13 protein-coding genes and 1 tRNA gene are annotated in these 15,542 nt (G+C 59.5%); 12 read left to right on the top strand and 2 right to left on the bottom strand.

Annotated elements, in window-relative coordinates; genetic code table 11:
- Window positions 1-5 precede the first annotated feature (5 nt).
- Together HME9302_RS05675 and HME9302_RS05680 are read right to left on the bottom strand one after the other, a co-directional pair.
- Complete coding sequence (locus tag HME9302_RS05675; RefSeq protein ID WP_115366212.1) at window positions 6-1,220, bottom strand: DUF819 family protein; 1,215 nt, start codon at window positions 1,218-1,220, stop codon at window positions 6-8.
- Between the two features lie 56 nt (window positions 1,221-1,276).
- Window positions 1,277-1,366: transfer RNA gene (locus HME9302_RS05680), tRNA-Ser, on the bottom strand.
- Window positions 1,367-1,519: 153 nt separating this feature from the next.
- Between HME9302_RS05680 and HME9302_RS05685 the strand changes: the two genes are divergently transcribed.
- From HME9302_RS05685 to HME9302_RS05735, 12 genes are all read left to right on the top strand, one after another.
- On the top strand, window positions 1,520-2,533 hold the full coding sequence (locus HME9302_RS05685) for a lytic murein transglycosylase (protein WP_115366213.1): 1,014 nt from the start codon (window positions 1,520-1,522) through the stop codon (window positions 2,531-2,533).
- A complete protein-coding gene (locus HME9302_RS13250) occupies window positions 2,517-3,617 on the top strand; it encodes an SPOR domain-containing protein (RefSeq protein WP_181815697.1) in 1,101 nt (366 codons plus the stop codon). The genes HME9302_RS05685 and HME9302_RS13250 overlap by 17 nt, the downstream gene beginning before the upstream one ends.
- An 84-nt stretch (window positions 3,618-3,701) precedes the next feature.
- Window positions 3,702-4,811 carry a D-alanyl-D-alanine carboxypeptidase family protein gene (locus HME9302_RS05695; protein WP_230079887.1) on the top strand — a complete coding sequence of 370 codons (1,110 nt, stop codon included), beginning with the start codon at window positions 3,702-3,704 and terminating at the stop codon, window positions 4,809-4,811.
- Window positions 4,808-5,446, top strand: coding sequence for a dTMP kinase (gene tmk / locus HME9302_RS05700; protein ID WP_115366214.1), 639 nt, complete (start codon window positions 4,808-4,810; stop codon window positions 5,444-5,446). Before HME9302_RS05695 ends, tmk begins: the two co-directional genes overlap by 4 nt.
- Window positions 5,443-6,420 (top strand): DNA polymerase III subunit delta', encoded by a 978-nt coding sequence (locus HME9302_RS05705; RefSeq protein ID WP_115366215.1) that lies wholly within the window; start codon window positions 5,443-5,445, stop codon window positions 6,418-6,420. Before tmk ends, HME9302_RS05705 begins: the two co-directional genes overlap by 4 nt.
- Complete coding sequence (gene metG, locus HME9302_RS05710) at window positions 6,413-7,972, top strand: methionine--tRNA ligase (protein WP_115367511.1); 1,560 nt, start codon at window positions 6,413-6,415, stop codon at window positions 7,970-7,972. Before HME9302_RS05705 ends, metG begins: the two co-directional genes overlap by 8 nt.
- Complete coding sequence (locus tag HME9302_RS05715) at window positions 7,972-8,754, top strand: TatD family hydrolase (protein WP_115366216.1); 783 nt, start codon at window positions 7,972-7,974, stop codon at window positions 8,752-8,754. The genes metG and HME9302_RS05715 overlap by 1 nt, the downstream gene beginning before the upstream one ends.
- On the top strand, window positions 8,751-9,518 hold the full coding sequence (locus HME9302_RS05720; protein ID WP_115366217.1) for an MBL fold metallo-hydrolase: 768 nt from the start codon (window positions 8,751-8,753) through the stop codon (window positions 9,516-9,518). Before HME9302_RS05715 ends, HME9302_RS05720 begins: the two co-directional genes overlap by 4 nt.
- Window positions 9,515-9,685 (top strand): hypothetical protein, encoded by a 171-nt coding sequence (locus tag HME9302_RS13255; protein WP_181815698.1) that lies wholly within the window; start codon window positions 9,515-9,517, stop codon window positions 9,683-9,685. The genes HME9302_RS05720 and HME9302_RS13255 overlap by 4 nt, the downstream gene beginning before the upstream one ends.
- Before the next feature lie 341 nt (window positions 9,686-10,026).
- Window positions 10,027-10,713, top strand: a complete 687-nt coding sequence (locus tag HME9302_RS05725) for an ImuA family protein (RefSeq protein WP_115366218.1) — start codon at window positions 10,027-10,029, stop codon at window positions 10,711-10,713.
- Window positions 10,631-12,202 (top strand): Y-family DNA polymerase, encoded by a 1,572-nt coding sequence (locus HME9302_RS05730; protein WP_115366219.1) that lies wholly within the window; start codon window positions 10,631-10,633, stop codon window positions 12,200-12,202. Before HME9302_RS05725 ends, HME9302_RS05730 begins: the two co-directional genes overlap by 83 nt.
- A gap of 18 nt (window positions 12,203-12,220) precedes the next feature.
- Window positions 12,221-15,538, top strand: a complete 3,318-nt coding sequence (locus HME9302_RS05735; protein ID WP_115366220.1) for an error-prone DNA polymerase — start codon at window positions 12,221-12,223, stop codon at window positions 15,536-15,538.
- Window positions 15,539-15,542 lie beyond the last annotated feature (4 nt).

The following is a 15,542-nucleotide window of genomic DNA, read 5'->3' on the forward strand; positions in this document are numbered from 1 at the left end:
TGGGTCTACCCTACGGCGCGCATCATCTCCGCACACAGGATCGCGCCGTAGGTCCCCAACGCATAGCCCAGCACCGCAAGCAAAACGCCGACCGGCGCAAGGGCCGGGTGGAATGCAGCAGCGACCACAGGAGCGGACGCTGCTCCGCCCACATTGGCCTTGCTACCGACTGCAACGAAGAAAAACGGCGCGCGGATTATCTTCGCCACGACCAGCAGCAGAATAACGTGGAACAGCATCCAAACGAGGCCAATAGCCATGAACGCTGGTGCATCGCCCAGCATCAGGATGTTCATCTTGGTTCCGATTACGGCCACCAGCAGGAAAATGAACACGGTTCCGAACTTCGAGGCACCAACCCCCTCCAACTGACGCGCCGGCGTGAAGCTGGCGATCAGTCCAAGGGTAGTCGCGAAGACCACGACCCAGAAGAAGGTGCTGGCCATGACGCTGTCTTCACCATTCACAGACGCAAAATATGCACCAAGTGGCTGCGACAGAAGATGGCAGATTCCGACCACTGCAAACGCCACGCCAAGCAGCAGGACGAGATCGTTGGCTGTCGGGGTGCGCTCGACCGAACTGCTGAAATTCGCCATCTTGACCTTCAATCGCTCGATGGCGGAACTGTCCGCACCCAGCCACGCATCGACCTTCTCGCTCGCGCCCGCGCCATAAAGCAGGAACGCCATCCAGATATTCGCCACGATAATGTCCACTGCGATTAGCGCGGAGTAACGGGTCTGGTCGTATTGGTAAACTTCCAACATGGCAGTCTGGTTGGCGCCTCCGCCGATCCAGCTACCCGCCAGCGTTGCCAGTCCGCGCCAGGCAGCCTGATCACCGGTACCAAGGACGGACGGATCGAACTGCGCCACGATCCACAGCGCTAATGGACCGCCCAGAACAATACCGATGGTGGCGGTAAAAAACATGATCAACGCTTTGCTGCCAAGGCCAATGACACCCTTCAAATCGATACTCAATGTCATCAGGAACAGCGCGGCAGGCAGGAAATAATCCTTGGCGATGGTCCACAAGTTGGATTCGGTTACATCGATCAGCCCGAATGTCGTCATCAGCGATGGCAGCAAGTAAGCGACAAGAATGATGGGGACGAAGGTGTAGAATTTCTGCCAGCCCGGACGGCCGCGGGTGAAGAACACGAATGCCAGAACGGTCGCCAGCAGGCCGAAGATTATGCGATCGTCGGTGATCATCTTGGCGCCCCTCCCAAGGCGATTTTTTATTTCCCCACCCCCTGAAGTGGATTTTATGGCGGAAGAGGTGGGATTCGAACCCACGGTACGGTTCCCCGCACGACGGTTTTCAAGACCGTTGCATTCGACCACTCTGCCACTCTTCCGCAGTCGCGCATCGGCTAGCGATCCCCGGCGCATTTGTCACCTGCGCTAGGCCGTGTTTGCTTGTAGGACCGAACAAGTTCTGTTTGCGTTATAATTCATTGGCGGGTCACGCGCAGTGTGAGACAAGCCCAATCATGAGAAAAACTCCCCCTATGAAGCATCTCTTTGTCGCACTCGCCGCTACCGCCTGTGCTGTCCCGTCAGCGCCGATCGCCGCGCAGGATATGTCGTTCGATGCGTATAAGCAGCTGCTGATCGCCCGCGCCCGCGCCGAGGGAGTCAGTGAGCCGACGATTCGCCGCATGACCAGCGACTTGACGCCGAACTCCCGCGTGATCGAGCTCGATCGGGGTCAGCCTGGATCGCCCACGAGGCGCGGTTATCCAGCGCTCCAACCCTATCTCGACAAGCATGTCGACAATGCGCGCATTTCTGGCGGCCAGCGAATGTACAGTGCGACGCGCGGCATCAGCAGCCGGCTGGAGCGCGAATACGGCGTGCCAGCGCAGATCATGGTCGCTATCTGGGGACATGAAACAAACTACGGCAGCTATACCGGCAATTTCGATCTGTCGCGCAGTCTGGCCACCTTGGCATGGGAAGGTCGCCGCCGCGACTTGTTCGAGGCTGAATTCGTCGATTTGTTGAAGGTCGCGGACAAGGGATATCCCCGCTCGCGCCTGAAAGGGAGCTGGGCCGGCGCGTTCGGCAATCCGCAGTTCCTGCCGAGCGTTTACCTGCGGCTGGCGCAGGATGGTGATAATGATGGTCGCGCGGATATTTTCGGCAATCGGGCCGACACGTTGGCGTCCATTGCCAATTATTTCCGTGATGCCGGATGGCGTCCCGGACAACCCTGGGGCGTACGCGCGAGTGTTCCGTCCAACCTTGACCGGCAGGCCATTAAAACCGACATGGTAGCCCCTGTGTGCCCTAGGGTGCACGAGCGGCACAGCAGCTGGAAAACCGTGGGTGAATGGAAACAATTGGGCGTCACGCCGCAGCGATACCTGGCCGACGACGTGATGACCTCGTTCTTCCAGCCGGATGGACCCGGCACGCGCGCATGGCTGTTAACGACAAATTATCGGGTTATCCTCGAATATAACTGCTCGAATTACTACGCTATGAGTGTGGGATTGCTTGCAGATGAGATTGCCCCTTGATGTTCGCCGCGGGTTCGACGCCCGCTTTCTGACCTTGGCCCTGGCCGCAGGGCTGGCTGGTTGTGCCGGTGGTTCCGCCAGTGACAGCCCGATGGCTGCCAGCGCCGCCACGCCCGTCAGCGCGGCTGACCGAGTGGGGCCGGGTGCCGATTATCCGCAGATCCTCGGCTCGTCATTTGTGGTGGACGGGACCGAATATGTTCCAGACGCCTCGCTCAATTATGATGAGGTCGGCTATGCCGGCCTCGACGCGGCAGCCAGCGGATTTACCGCTTCCCACAAAACTTTGCCGCTGCCTTCCTATGCTGAAGTGACTTCGCTGACCGACGGTCGCACGATACTCGTCCGGGTCGAACGACGCGGGCCGATGACGAATAACCGGCTGGTTGCACTTTCACCCGATGCGCGCGCCGAGCTGGGTCTGGCCGAAGGCGCTGCAATCCGCATTCGCCGGGTCAACCCTCCCGAAACCGAACGCGCCGAACTACGTGGTGGGAAGGCTGCGCCGGAGCGTATGGCGACACCCGCGCCGTTGCTCGCAATTCTTCAACGCAAACTCCCTGCGGCAGGCTCAGTATCGCTGGCGCAGCCGCGCGCGCCCGTTTCGCGGGTGACATCCGCCGAGTTGCCACCATCCAGAGCGGCACGTCCGGCAGTCGTCGCCCAGGCTGCACCGGTTGCTCGCCGGTTCGAAGAAGCTTTTGGACAGCGTAAGGACGCAACTATACCCAAAGCGGTGACGACCTATCCGTTGCCAGCCCTCCCCGGCGTGAGCCAGCGCTCCGCGACTTTGTCTGCAGCCCAGTCCACCGTAGCACCGCGGGCAATTGCGACGAGGCCGACCGTCACCCCAGCCGCAAACGCCGCTGCCAAGCGGGCTAACTTCGTCATCCAGGCAGCTTCGTTCGCCAATCGCGAAAATGCTGATCGGGCGGCAACCGTGCTGGATGGGCGGGTAATGCGGGCCGGACGCTATTACCGTGTGCGTACCGGCCCCTTCGCAACCCGTGGACAGGCCGAAGCAGCGCTCGCCAAGATACGGGCCGCAGGCTATAGCGACGCGCGAGTACAAACCACCGGTTAGGCTGCCTGCTTTCGCCGGGCGGCGGGAGTGTGACTGATCCGTTTTCTGCTTTCGATCGCTACCTTTGTAGGGGCGTGCCTTTCGGTGCCTGTGTTCGCGCAGGACAGGGCAGACTTTGCGCCGCCGACACAGGAACAGGCACCGATCGCGCTGATGGTCGATCTGTCGACCGGGCAAACGCTGCATTCGCGCGCTGCCGACCGGCGTTTTATCCCGGCTTCCATCACCAAGGTCATGACGCTGTTTCTGGCTTTCGAGCTTATGGAGGAGGGTAAGCTGCGCACTACGCAGCGCTTTTCCGTATCGCCGCAAGCGTTCGAAGAATGGCACCGGAAGGGCTCCACCATGTTTCTCGCCCATGACGGGAAGCCCACCGTGGGGGAACTGCTGACGGGGATCGCGACGGTTTCAGCCAATGATGGATCGATAGTGCTGGCCGAAGGTGCCGCAGGATCCGTTCCGAACTGGGTTGCGATGATGAACCGCAAGGCGCGTGAAATCGGCATGACCAATAGCCGCTTCGGCACTCCCAATGGTTGGCCTGACGAAGGCCACACCTTCGTGACCGCTCGTGACCTCGCTACACTTGCTGGCACTTTGATCGAGCGCCATCCGCAGTTGTTTGCCCAGTATTTCGGGCAATCGGGCATGCGCTACAATGGGATCGCGCAAGATAATCACGACCCGATTACTGGCAAGGTCGCAGGCGCTGACGGCATGAAAACCGGCTTCACGAACGAGGCTGGTTACGGCTTTTTAGGCACGGCAGAACGGGACGGGCGCAGATTGGTGATGGTAGTGGCCGGTTCTCCGCGTTCCCGGATACGCAACGATGCTGCGCGCAGTTTCATGGAGTGGGGCTTCGACGCGTTCGACCTGCGACGCTATTTTGCAGCGGGAGAGCGCGTTGCTTCGGTACGGGTCCAAAATGGCAGTATGTCCAGACTGGATCTCGTCTCCGCGCGCTCGGTTGCCATCGTGGTACCGAAAGGCACCAACCCGGCACTGAAGCTATCTGTACGCTACGAAGGCCCGCTGGAAGCGCCGATCCTGCCGGACGAAGCGGTGGCCCGCCTGCATTGGCAGGTCGATGGAATACCGGCCCATTCGGTGCCTCTGATCGCGGATAAGCCGGTCGCAAAGGCGTCTTTTCTGCGGCGTATCCTTAACGGCTTTGCCGCGTGGTTCGCATGAAAAAAGGTCTGTTCCTCGCTTTCGAGGGCGGTGAGGGGACCGGCAAGTCCACTCAGTCGCGGTTGTTAGTGGAACACCTGCGCGCAGGCGGGTACGATGTCGTGCATACGCGCGAACCGGGCGGGACACCGGGAGCAGAGGCCGTCAGGACACTATTGCTCGACCCGCCGGGGGAAGGGTGGGGCGCACGGGCAGAAGCCCTATTGTTCGCCGCCGCACGCGCCGACCATGTGGAAAAGCTTATCCACCCGGCGCTCGATGCCGGAAAGATCGTGGTGTGCGACAGGTTCGTCGGCTCATCGCTGGCGTATCAGGGCGGGGCAGGGGGGCTGGGCCGAGACGCGATACTCGATCTACACTCTTTTGGCAGCGAAGGGTTGATACCCGACGCCATGTTGATCGTGTCTGTTCCTCCTGCCGAGGCGGCGCAGCGCCTCGCCGCACGCGATGGCAACGATAGCGATGCGATCGGGGGCCGCGACGAGGCGTATCACGCAGCCGTGGCCAAGCACTTCGAACTACTTGCGGCGCAAGACAATCCCTCGACAATTGCGATTGACGGCACGGGGAAGCCCGACGCGGTGCAGGCCCGTATTCTGACCGCCATTTCGCCTCTGCTGAAAGATCGCCAGTGACACTGATAGGTCACGAGCAACCTCTGCGCCAATGGCGTGATGCGCTTGCGGGTGCGCGGATGCATCACGCCTGGCTGCTTGCCGGCAAACAGGGCGTGGGCAAGCGGCATTTTGCGGAAGAGGCGGCGGCCGATCTCGTTCGTTCGGGCGGAGGAGGGGATAGCGACGGTTTAACGAACGTTGCGAGCCACCCCGATATCCATATCCTCACCCATCTGCCGAAGGATGATAAGGAGAATGCCAAGCGCGAAAAAGGCGAGCCCTACGAGCGCAAGCGCAACATCCCGGTCGGGCAAATCCGCGCAATGCAGCAACGCCTGAACACCCGCCCGACCATGGGAAGCAGGCGCGCTATTATTATCGATCCCGCAGACGACATGGAGGCGGGCGCGTCCAATGCGCTTCTAAAGAGCTTGGAAGAACCGCCGGAAGGCACCTTTTTCCTGCTCGTCGCACATCGGCCCGCGCAGCTGTTGCCCACGATCCGGTCACGCTGCCGGTTGTTGCGTTTTCCCACTTTGGCCGATGCCGAAATGCAACGTGTACTTGCCGATCACGCGCCGGAAGCCGGTGCCGATGCCCGAAGCGCGGCGATTTCGGCGGCGGCAGGTTCGCCCGGCGCTGCGCTGGACTTCCTCACGCTAAACCTTGGCAAGGTCGATGCTGCAATCCGCCGCATTTTGGCAGAGGGCGACGATGATTTCAGTCGCCGCGGCGATCTCTCCCGCGAAATTGGCGGCCGTCCGTCACGCAAACGCATTCAGGCCGTACTCGATCTGGCTTGCGGCGCACTTGCCCGCGCTGCGCCCGACGCCGCCGGTTCCAACCGCATCGCAATGATCGACGCGCATGACGCGCTGGTGCGATTGAGCGGCGAAGTTTCGACCTACAATTACGACGCTGGATTGCTGGCGATGGAAATCGGCACCTTGCTCGCCAATGCTGCACCGCATAGGGACCGCGCCCATGGCTGAGCCCTTCTACATTACGACCGCGATCTCCTATCCCAACGGACGCCCGCATATTGGCCACGCCTACGAGGCGATCGCCGCAGACGTCATCGCGCGTTTCCAGCGGGCCAAGGGCCGCGACGTACGGTTCCAGACGGGCACGGACGAACATGGTTTGAAAATGGCGCGCAAGGCCGAGGAGCAGGGTAAGACCGCCCGCGAACTGGCCGACGAAATGAGCGGGTATTTCAAGGCTATGTGCGACGCTCTTGATGTGTCGTATGACCGATTTATCCGCACGGTCGAACCAGACCATCACCATGCCAGCCAGGCTATCTGGCAGGCGATGGAAGCCAGCGGCGACCTGTATCTCGATCGCTACGAAGGTTGGTACTCCGTCCGGGACGAGGCCTATTACGACGAAAGCGAATTAACTGACGGAGCAGACGGCGAAAAACTTTCTCCGCAAGGCACGCCGGTCGAATGGACCAGGGAGGAAAGCTGGTTCTTCCGGCTGTCGAACTATCAGGACAAACTGCTCGCTTTGCTGGATGACGATGCCTTCCTGCGTCCTGAAAGCCGGCGTAATGAGATGAAAGCGTTTGTATCGGGCGGTTTGCGCGACCTTTCGATCAGTCGAACCAGTTTCGATTGGGGGGTGCCGGTACCGGGCAGCGATGGGCACGTCATGTATGTGTGGGTCGATGCTCTGACCAACTACCTCACCGGCCTCGGCTACCCCCGGATGGACGGTGATATGGCGAAATACTGGCCGGCGGATCTGCATCTCATCGGCAAGGATATAGTGCGGTTTCATAGCGTCTACTGGCCGGCGTTCCTGATGAGCGCAGGTCTGCCGCTGCCCAAGCAAGTGTTCGGCCACGGATTCCTCCTCAACCGGGGAGAAAAGGAAAGCAAATCGGTCGGCAATGTCACCGATCCGGTGCTGCTGGCCGAGACGTTCGGCGTCGATGCCTTGCGCTATTTTCTAATGCGCGAAGTGGCATTCGGGCAGGATGGCAGTTACTCGCCCGAAGCAATCGTAACACGCGCGAATGCCGAACTTGCCAACAGTTTCGGCAATCTGGCGCAGCGCAGCCTTTCCATGATTTACAAGAATTTGGATGGCAAACTTAACGCGGGTTACGCCCGGCACGCGGATGATATCGCCTTAGCGGATGAGGTGGCCGGGCGGATCGCCGCAATGAAGAACCGGTTTGAAACACTGGCCTTCAGCGATGGCCTGGAAGAGTGGATGCGCGCCGTCTTTGCCTGCAACGCCTATGTCGACGAACAGGCTCCTTGGGCGCTGAAGAAATCCGATCCCGCGCGGATGGAGGCGGTGTTGATGACGCTGCTGCGTTGTACCCGTGATCTTGCCATCGCCGTGCGGCCAGTGGTTCCCGCGGGCAGCGACCGGATGCTGGATCAGATTGGCGTTCCGAAAGACGCTCGGGATTATGCCGCGCTGTCCGACGAGAATTGGTTTGCGGCCTTGGCGCAAAGCGGCTTCGTGCTTGGCAAGCCGGAAGGCATCTTCCCACGTCTCGACCTGCCTGAAAGTGAAGCGGCGTGATGCTCGTCGATAGCCATTGCCACCTTGAATATAAGGGAATTGTCGAGGATCAGGCAGTAGTAATCGATCGCGCACGTGAGGCCGGGGTAGGGACCTTCCTCAACATCTCCACCCGCCGCAGCGAATGGGAGCAGGTCGTCGGCACGGCGGAACGCGAGCACGACATCTACGCCACCGTCGGCATTCACCCGCACGAGGCGGATGCGCATGAGAATTTAGGCGCGGATATTCTTCGTGCGGCAACCCGGAACGATCGCGTGGTCGGGATCGGTGAAACCGGGCTGGATTATTATTACGACAAGTCCGATCGGGCGGTTCAGCAGGCGCTCTTTCGAATGCATATCGGCATCGCCCGCGAAACCGGGCTGCCACTTATCATCCACACTCGCGATGCCGAGGACGACACGGCGGCGATCCTCGCCGATGAAATGGAGAAGGGCGCCTTTCCGGCATTGATCCACTGCTTTACGGCTTCGGCAGATTTCGGCCGCAAGGTGCTCGATCTCGGATTATCGATCTCCATCTCCGGTATCGTCACGTTCAAGAATGCCAAGGATTTGCAGGATGTCGCGCGCGACCTTCCGGCAGACCGGATGCTGGTCGAGACGGACAGCCCGTTCCTCGCGCCGGTACCAAATCGCGGCAAGCCTTGCGAACCTGCCTTCGTGCGCGACACAGCACAGTTCCTTGCCGATCTACGAGGCGAGACACTTGAGGATCTGGCGTCAAATACCACCCGCAACTTCTTTAAACTATTCGATAAAGCCAGGATGCCGACGTGAAACTGATCATGCTTGGCTCGGGCACCTCGACCGGGGTGCCGCGTGTCGGCAACGATTGGGGGGAATGCGATCCCTCCGAACCACGCAACCGCCGAAGCAGGGTTTCCATTATCGTCGAAAGCAAGGCCGGTAAGCGTATCCTGGTCGATACGTCACCCGATTTGCGAATGCAGATGCTGGACAACAACATCAAACGGATCGACGCGGTGTTCTGGACCCATGATCATGCCGATCATGTTCACGGTATCGATGATTTGCGCGTCCTTCGCTATGATCGAAGTGGGCCCATACCAGGCTATGCCGGGGAAGAAACCGCCCGACGCCTGCGCAAGCGCTTCGACTATGTGTTCGAAGGACAATTCGGCTACCAGACAATCGTCGAGATGAATGCGCTTGAGCGGGTCAGGCTGTGCAACGGTTTTGCCGTTGATTGGTGCACTATGCCGCATGGTCCTGCGCGCAGCACAGCCTTTCGATTCGAAAATGATGGCAGGTCAATCGGTTACGCGACTGACTTTAGTGCAATTACCGACGAAATGTTGCGCACATTATCGGGGGTCGACCTGCTGGTAAGCGATTGTCTGCGCAGGCGGCCGCATCCAACGCACGCGCATCTCGATATGGCGCTGGAATTGGCCAAGCGAACAAAAGCCCGCCGCACCGTGCTGACCCATCTCGACAAAAGTATGGACTATGCCACCTTGCGAGACGAGCTGCCGAAAGGCATCATGCCCGGGTTCGACGGGTTGGAGATGATGGCATGAACGATGTGCAACTGGTTCAGATCATTGCTATGTTGGGCTGGCTTATCCTGGCCGGTGGGGCTCTGGCATCGCACCGTCTGCAATGGAAAGAAGGCTTGCGTCTGGCACTGATCTGGGGTGTCTTATTCCTCAGCGCGGGATTGCTATTTACGCTGTTCATGGACTGATGCGGCGACAAGCTGCAGCGGCAAGACTTGAGGTTTACTAGCCACGCGGTGTCGTGGAGCATTATGTTGTAACCCAAGCATCAACTTTATAATTTAACATAATACTTATTATCAATCTAACGTCGTGCTGGCCCTACCTTTGCCAGATTGCCATATTGGGCGCAAAATATGATGTCATTTTGATTTACGTGAATGAGCTGAACGAGAGCTAAGATCCTCAGGCAGCCTGCTTTAGGCAGATCTTCAGAACGTCCTAAAATTCTCAGCTGCATGCCTCGACACAAAACACACCATTGCGGACACGCTGGTTTTGGAACATAAAGGGAACGGATGATTCCTTCATGATTGACAAACTTTGGCGCTATCAAGCTACCTCTTCCACCGCACTTCGCGTTCCTGCGAACGAATCTGCCTCTGCGGAACCGACCTTGCAGGAAGCTTTTGCAAGCGGTGGAGACGCGTCGGCAATCGGACTTGCCTTGTCGCAAATAAATGCCGGTCCGCATGCGTCGCTTTTGTGGGTTCAGGACCGGCAAGCGATACGAGAGATGGGCCGTATGTTTTTGCACGGCATTCCATCAGTTTTGGGGCAGGATGTCATCCACATCACGGCAAGCAATGGCCGCGAAGCGTTGTGGGCAATGGCAGAAGGGCTGAAATGCGCCGAACTGGGTGCAGTGATTGGCGAGATACATGGCGATCCCCGCGCGTTGGATTTTACCGCAACACGGCGATTGGCCGTCGCGGCGGAGCAACATGGTGTGCCCGCCTTTCTCGTCAGGATAAACGGTCATGCCGATCTGAGTGGCGCTCGGCGGCGCTGGCGTGTGAAAAGCCGCCCTTCCCTGCCACATCCGCACGACAAAACCGCTCCGGGAGCGCCTGTCTGGTCGCTCGATCTGTTTCGCGCGCGCGATATGCAACCCACGCGCTGGGATGTGAGCTATGACGGAACGGCGCATCGTCTCGATCTGGTTTCCGCAGATGGCGATGGACCTCTGGAGGAAGAAACACGGCAGGCCGGATGATGGAACGCCGCTGGTGCTGGTTTCCGAAGGCACTCATGGCACTGTAATCGACGCAGCCAGTACTGCCGCATTGCACGCGGGTGCCAAATGCGGCCAGCGCCTGACCGATGCGCGGGCGATCTGCCCTGCCCTGGTGGTCGAGCAATCCAATCATGCAAGTGACGCCGCATGGCTGGAGCGCCTGACAGGCTGGGCCCACCGCTGGAGCCCATGGACCGCGATGGACGGCATGGATGGATTGTTGATCGATGCCACGGGCGCAGCGCATTGTTTTGGCGGAGAAGCCGCGATGCAGGCCGACATGCGCGCGCGCTTTACCGCCATGGGCTTTGTCAGCCATGTGGCCATTGCACCCACTATCGGTGGGGCATGGGCGCTGGCCCGCTTCGGCTCTGCTTCAGGAACGGCAAACGTGGATCGGGCCGATCTTACCCGCGCGCTCGCCCCCCTGCCCATCGAATGCCTGCGGATCGATACCGATGTAATATTGCTGCTCCGCCGTGTCGGGCTGAAAACCGTTGGCGCGCTGGCTGATATTCCCACGCTGGCACTGGCGCGGCGGTTCCGGTCGCTGGGACTGGCGAAACGCTTCGCCAGTCGCAAGGCGAACGCACAAGCCAATCCGCTGCACCGATTGCAACAGGCGCTGGGACATATCGAGGAGACTGTTGCACCGCTGGCAGAGCGCACTGTCTATCGCGCGCAGTCCCGTGTGCTGGAACCAATCCGTCATCTTGCACTGCTTGAACCTCTCCTCGCCGACCTTGCCACTGATTTGTGCGACCAGCTTTTTGCCCGTCAGCAGGGTTTGCGCCGCGTAAGGTTCGAGGCGTTTCGGGTCGATGGCCATATCGCTGTGCTGAACGCCGAAACCGCATCTCCGATCCGCATTCCAGACCATATTGCGCGGCTGTTTTCGGAAGGGCTGCAAACGCTGGATGCTGGGTTTGGCTTCGACGCGTTCGCCCTCACGGCATTATGGCACGAAGATATGGCTGCGCTGCAGGCAGCGCTGGATGAGGAGCCTGTCAAAGGCATCGCCCTGCCGCAATTGATCGACCGGTTATCCGCCCGGATTGGCGCGGACCGTGTGAGCAGGCCGGTTCCCTATGCCAGTCACGTACCGGAACGATCCGTGGGTTGGCGGTCCGCCTTGCAAGGAGAGCTGGATTTCGCGCCACCAGCACCATCCAACGAACGCCCGATCCGCCTGTTCGATCGCCCCGAGATCATTACCGTGATTTATGCCACGCCAGAAGGCCCTCCCCGCCGGTTCCGCTGGCGGCGGGTGCTGCACGATGTGGTGAAGGTGGAGGGGCCGGAACGGATCGCACCCGAATGGTGGCGCGAACGCTCTACTGCCCGGTTGCGCGATTATTACAAGGTGGAGGACGAAGCCGGGCGGCGCTTCTGGATTTTTCGTGGCGGCGTTGTGGATGATGGCCGCGGCGGTCCGCCGCAATGGTTCATGCACGGGTTGTTCGCATGATGGGGCGGCTTTTATAACATGCCCGATCCATCGCTCACCCCGCCCAAGCCGATCCTGGTACGGACCGATGATTTCGAACCCAACGCGCCTACCCCTTATGTGGAATTGGGCCTTATTAGCGCGTTTTCATTCCTGCGCGGTGCATCGCAGGCGCGCCAGATCATCGAGACCGCTTTTGAACTCGGGTACCATGCACTCGGCATTGCCGACTGCAACACGATGGCAGGCGTTGTGCAGCATCATGCCAATGCTAAGGTCGCCAAAATTCGTCCGGTTATCGGCTGCCGTCTGGAACTGATGGAGGGGTATGCATTTCTTGCTTACCCGAAGGATCGCGATGCCTATGGCCGGCTGTGCACACTGCTTTCCCAAGGCAAGATGCAAACGCTGGATGGTGAATGGCAGGACAAGGGCGAATGCCACCTTACGCTCGACATGCTCGCGCAGCATAGCGACGGCGTTCAATTAATCGCATTGCCGGGCGACGATGTGGCTGCCTTCTCCAAAGCACTACCCAGCCTGGCGGTGAAACTGCCGTCCCTCAAACATATTGCCGCAGCATATCTGTACCGCGGAAATGATCGCGCGCGGATCGCAATGCTGGACCAGCTGGCGGCCGATAACGGGCTGATGATCCTGGCCACAAACGATGTACATTATCATGTGCCAAGCCGCCGCCCGCTGCAGGACGTAATGACCTGCATTCGGGAAAAAACCACCATTGCCAATGCAGGCTATCTGCTTAACTCAAACGGCGAACGCCACCTGAAATCTCCGGAGGAGATGCAGCGCCTGTTTGCCTCATGGCCTCATGCGATTGCGGCCACGCGCGACGTTGCGGACGCCTGCAATTTCTCGCTCGATGAATTGCGCTACGAATACCCCGAACTCAGTGTGCCCAAGGGCATGACGCCAAACGAGTATCTCGCAGAACTGACCTGGGCCGGTGCGCAGCAACGTTATCCGCAAGGAACCCCTGCCGCCATTCACGCGACGCTGGAAAAGGAACTGGCACTGATCGCGAAAATGGAATTTTCGCCCTATTTTCTGACCATTCACGATATCGTTCAATACGCGCGCAGACAGGGAATCCTGTGCCAGGGGCGCGGGTCGGCTGCCAACAGTGCGGTCTGTTACTGCCTCAAGATCACTTCCGTCGATCCGGCACAATGCGAGCTTTTGTTCGAACGGTTCATTTCCGAAGAACGCAAGGAACCGCCCGATATCGACGTCGATTTCGAACATGAACGGCGCGAAGAGGTTATCCAGCATATCTACAACCAATATGGCCGCGACCGCGCCGGACTATGCGCCACTGTGATCCACTACCGCCCGCGCAGTGCCATTCGCGAGGTGGGTAAGGCGATGGGTCTGTCCGAAGATGTAACGGCCTCAATCGCGAAGACGATCTGGGGCAGTTGGGGCAGCGAAATGGATGGGGAACGGGTGCAGAAGGAAACCGGGCTCGACCTGGCCGACCCCTATCTCAAACGAGCCATCGCTTTAGCCGATCAGATGATAGGAATGCCGCGCCATCTTTCGCAGCATGTTGGCGGATTCATCCTGACCAAGGGCGCGCTGACCAACACGATTCCCATCGGCAACGGAGCTATGCCGGAACGCAGTTTCATCGAATGGGACAAGGACGACATCGAGGAACTGGGCATCCTCAAGATCGATGTTCTGGCGTTGGGAATGCTGACCTGCATCCGCAAATGCTTCACACTGATCGAGACACATTGCGGCGAAACCCATACCCTCGCCAGCGTGGAGCAGGAGGATGCGGCAGTATACGACATGCTGCAAAAGGGGGATTCCCTGGGCGTATTCCAGGTGGAAAGCCGCGCGCAGATGAACATGCTGCCGCGTCTACGACCCAAAACGTTTTACGATCTGGTCATTCAGGTTGCTATTGTGCGGCCCGGTCCGATCCAGGGCGACATGGTCCACCCATACCTCAAACGCCGCAAGGGCAAGGAAGCGTTCGAATATCCATCGCCCGGCATCGAATTTGGTGACCCCGATGAACTGAAGGATATCCTCAAGCGCACATTGGGCGTGCCGATCTTTCAGGAACAGGCAATGAAAATCGCCATGGTAGCGGCGCGGTTCAGCCCGGCCGAAGCAAACCAGTTGCGCAAGGCCATGGCCACCTTCCGCAGTCGCGGCCTGGTGTCCGAACATAAGGAAAAGATGGTCGGCCGTATGGTGGAGCGTGGATACGACGAAGAATTTGCCGCACGGTGTTTCAGCCAGATCGAGGGGTTCGGCGAGTATGGTTTTCCCGAGAGCCACGCCGCCAGCTTCGCTCATCTCGTTTATGTCTCCAGCTGGATCAAACACTACTACCCGGCGATCTTCGCCGCCGGGCTGCTCAATTCCCAGCCAATGGGGTTCTATGCACCGGCACAGATCGTACGCGATGCGCGCGAACATGGCGTCACGGTGCTTGCTGCCGATGTGAACTACAGTCAGTGGGACAACACTGTCGAATGGCAAATGATAGCCGGGAAAAGGCAACTTGTCCTGCGGCTTGGCCTGCGCCAGATCGAGGGGTTCGGTGAAGCTGACGCGGCTCGCCTGCTGAACGCGCGTGATACTCCTTATGCCGATCTGGAAGATCTGAGAGATAGGGCGCGGCTGCATTCGCGCCCGATCAACCTGCTTGCTGCCGCCGATGCGTTCCGTTCCACCGGCAAGGATCGCCGCGCAGCCCTGTGGGACGCCCGGGCGTTGAAGGCGGTTCCGGACCTGCCGCTATTCGCTTTCACACGTCAGCGCGACGAGGGTGAGGATGCGTTGGTACAGCTTCCTGCTATGCCACTGAGCGAGCATGTTGTCGCCGACTACCAGACCATGCGGCTGTCACTGAAAGCGCACCCTTTCACTTTCCTGCGCCAGACCTACACCGAACAGGGGTTCATACCCGCTGCCACGTTACGCGATCAGCGGTTCAACGCGCCGGTCAAGGTGGCCGGCATCGTGCTAATCAGGCAGAAACCGGGTAGTGCGAAGGGTGTATGCTTCATCACGCTGGAAGATGAAGGTGGGGTCATAAATCTTGTCGTATGGCCCGACGTAATGGAGCGATACCGCAAGGTCGTGATGGGCGCGCGTCTGATGGAGGTTCATGGAAGGATGCAGAAAGACGAGGACGTAATCCATGTTGTCGCCGAACAACTCTATGACGCAACGCCTAAGCTGCTTAGCCTGTCCGACGATCTGCTGGAAACCGACGTAGCCCGCGCCGATCACGTGGTCAGCCCGCTCCCCAGCAGCCTCAATAGTCACCCGCGCGACGCGAAGGTCATTCCATCGTCCCGGGATTTCCACTGAGACC

Source organism: Alteripontixanthobacter maritimus (genome assembly GCF_003340475.1).
Classification (GTDB): domain Bacteria; phylum Pseudomonadota; class Alphaproteobacteria; order Sphingomonadales; family Sphingomonadaceae; genus Alteripontixanthobacter; species Alteripontixanthobacter maritimus.

Bases quoted from the DNA above. Each gene is read 5' to 3' on its own strand.
- HME9302_RS05735 (WP_115366220.1), top strand. From the start codon at position 12,221: ATGCCCGATCCATCGCTCACCCCGCCCAAGCCGATCCTGGTACGGACC.
- HME9302_RS05730 (WP_115366219.1), top strand. From the start codon at position 10,631: ATGACGGAACGGCGCATCGTCTCGATCTGGTTTCCGCAGATGGCGATG.
- HME9302_RS13255 (WP_181815698.1), top strand. From the start codon at position 9,515: ATGAACGATGTGCAACTGGTTCAGATCATTGCTATGTTGGGCTGGCTT.
- tmk (WP_115366214.1), top strand. From the start codon at position 4,808: ATGAAAAAAGGTCTGTTCCTCGCTTTCGAGGGCGGTGAGGGGACCGGC.
- metG (WP_115367511.1), top strand. From the start codon at position 6,413: ATGGCTGAGCCCTTCTACATTACGACCGCGATCTCCTATCCCAACGGA.
- HME9302_RS05675 (WP_115366212.1), bottom strand. From the start codon at position 1,220: ATGATCACCGACGATCGCATAATCTTCGGCCTGCTGGCGACCGTTCTG.
- HME9302_RS05685 (WP_115366213.1), top strand. From the start codon at position 1,520: ATGAAGCATCTCTTTGTCGCACTCGCCGCTACCGCCTGTGCTGTCCCG.
- HME9302_RS05715 (WP_115366216.1), top strand. From the start codon at position 7,972: ATGCTCGTCGATAGCCATTGCCACCTTGAATATAAGGGAATTGTCGAG.
- HME9302_RS05725 (WP_115366218.1), top strand. From the start codon at position 10,027: ATGATTGACAAACTTTGGCGCTATCAAGCTACCTCTTCCACCGCACTT.
- HME9302_RS13250 (WP_181815697.1), top strand. From the start codon at position 2,517: ATGAGATTGCCCCTTGATGTTCGCCGCGGGTTCGACGCCCGCTTTCTG.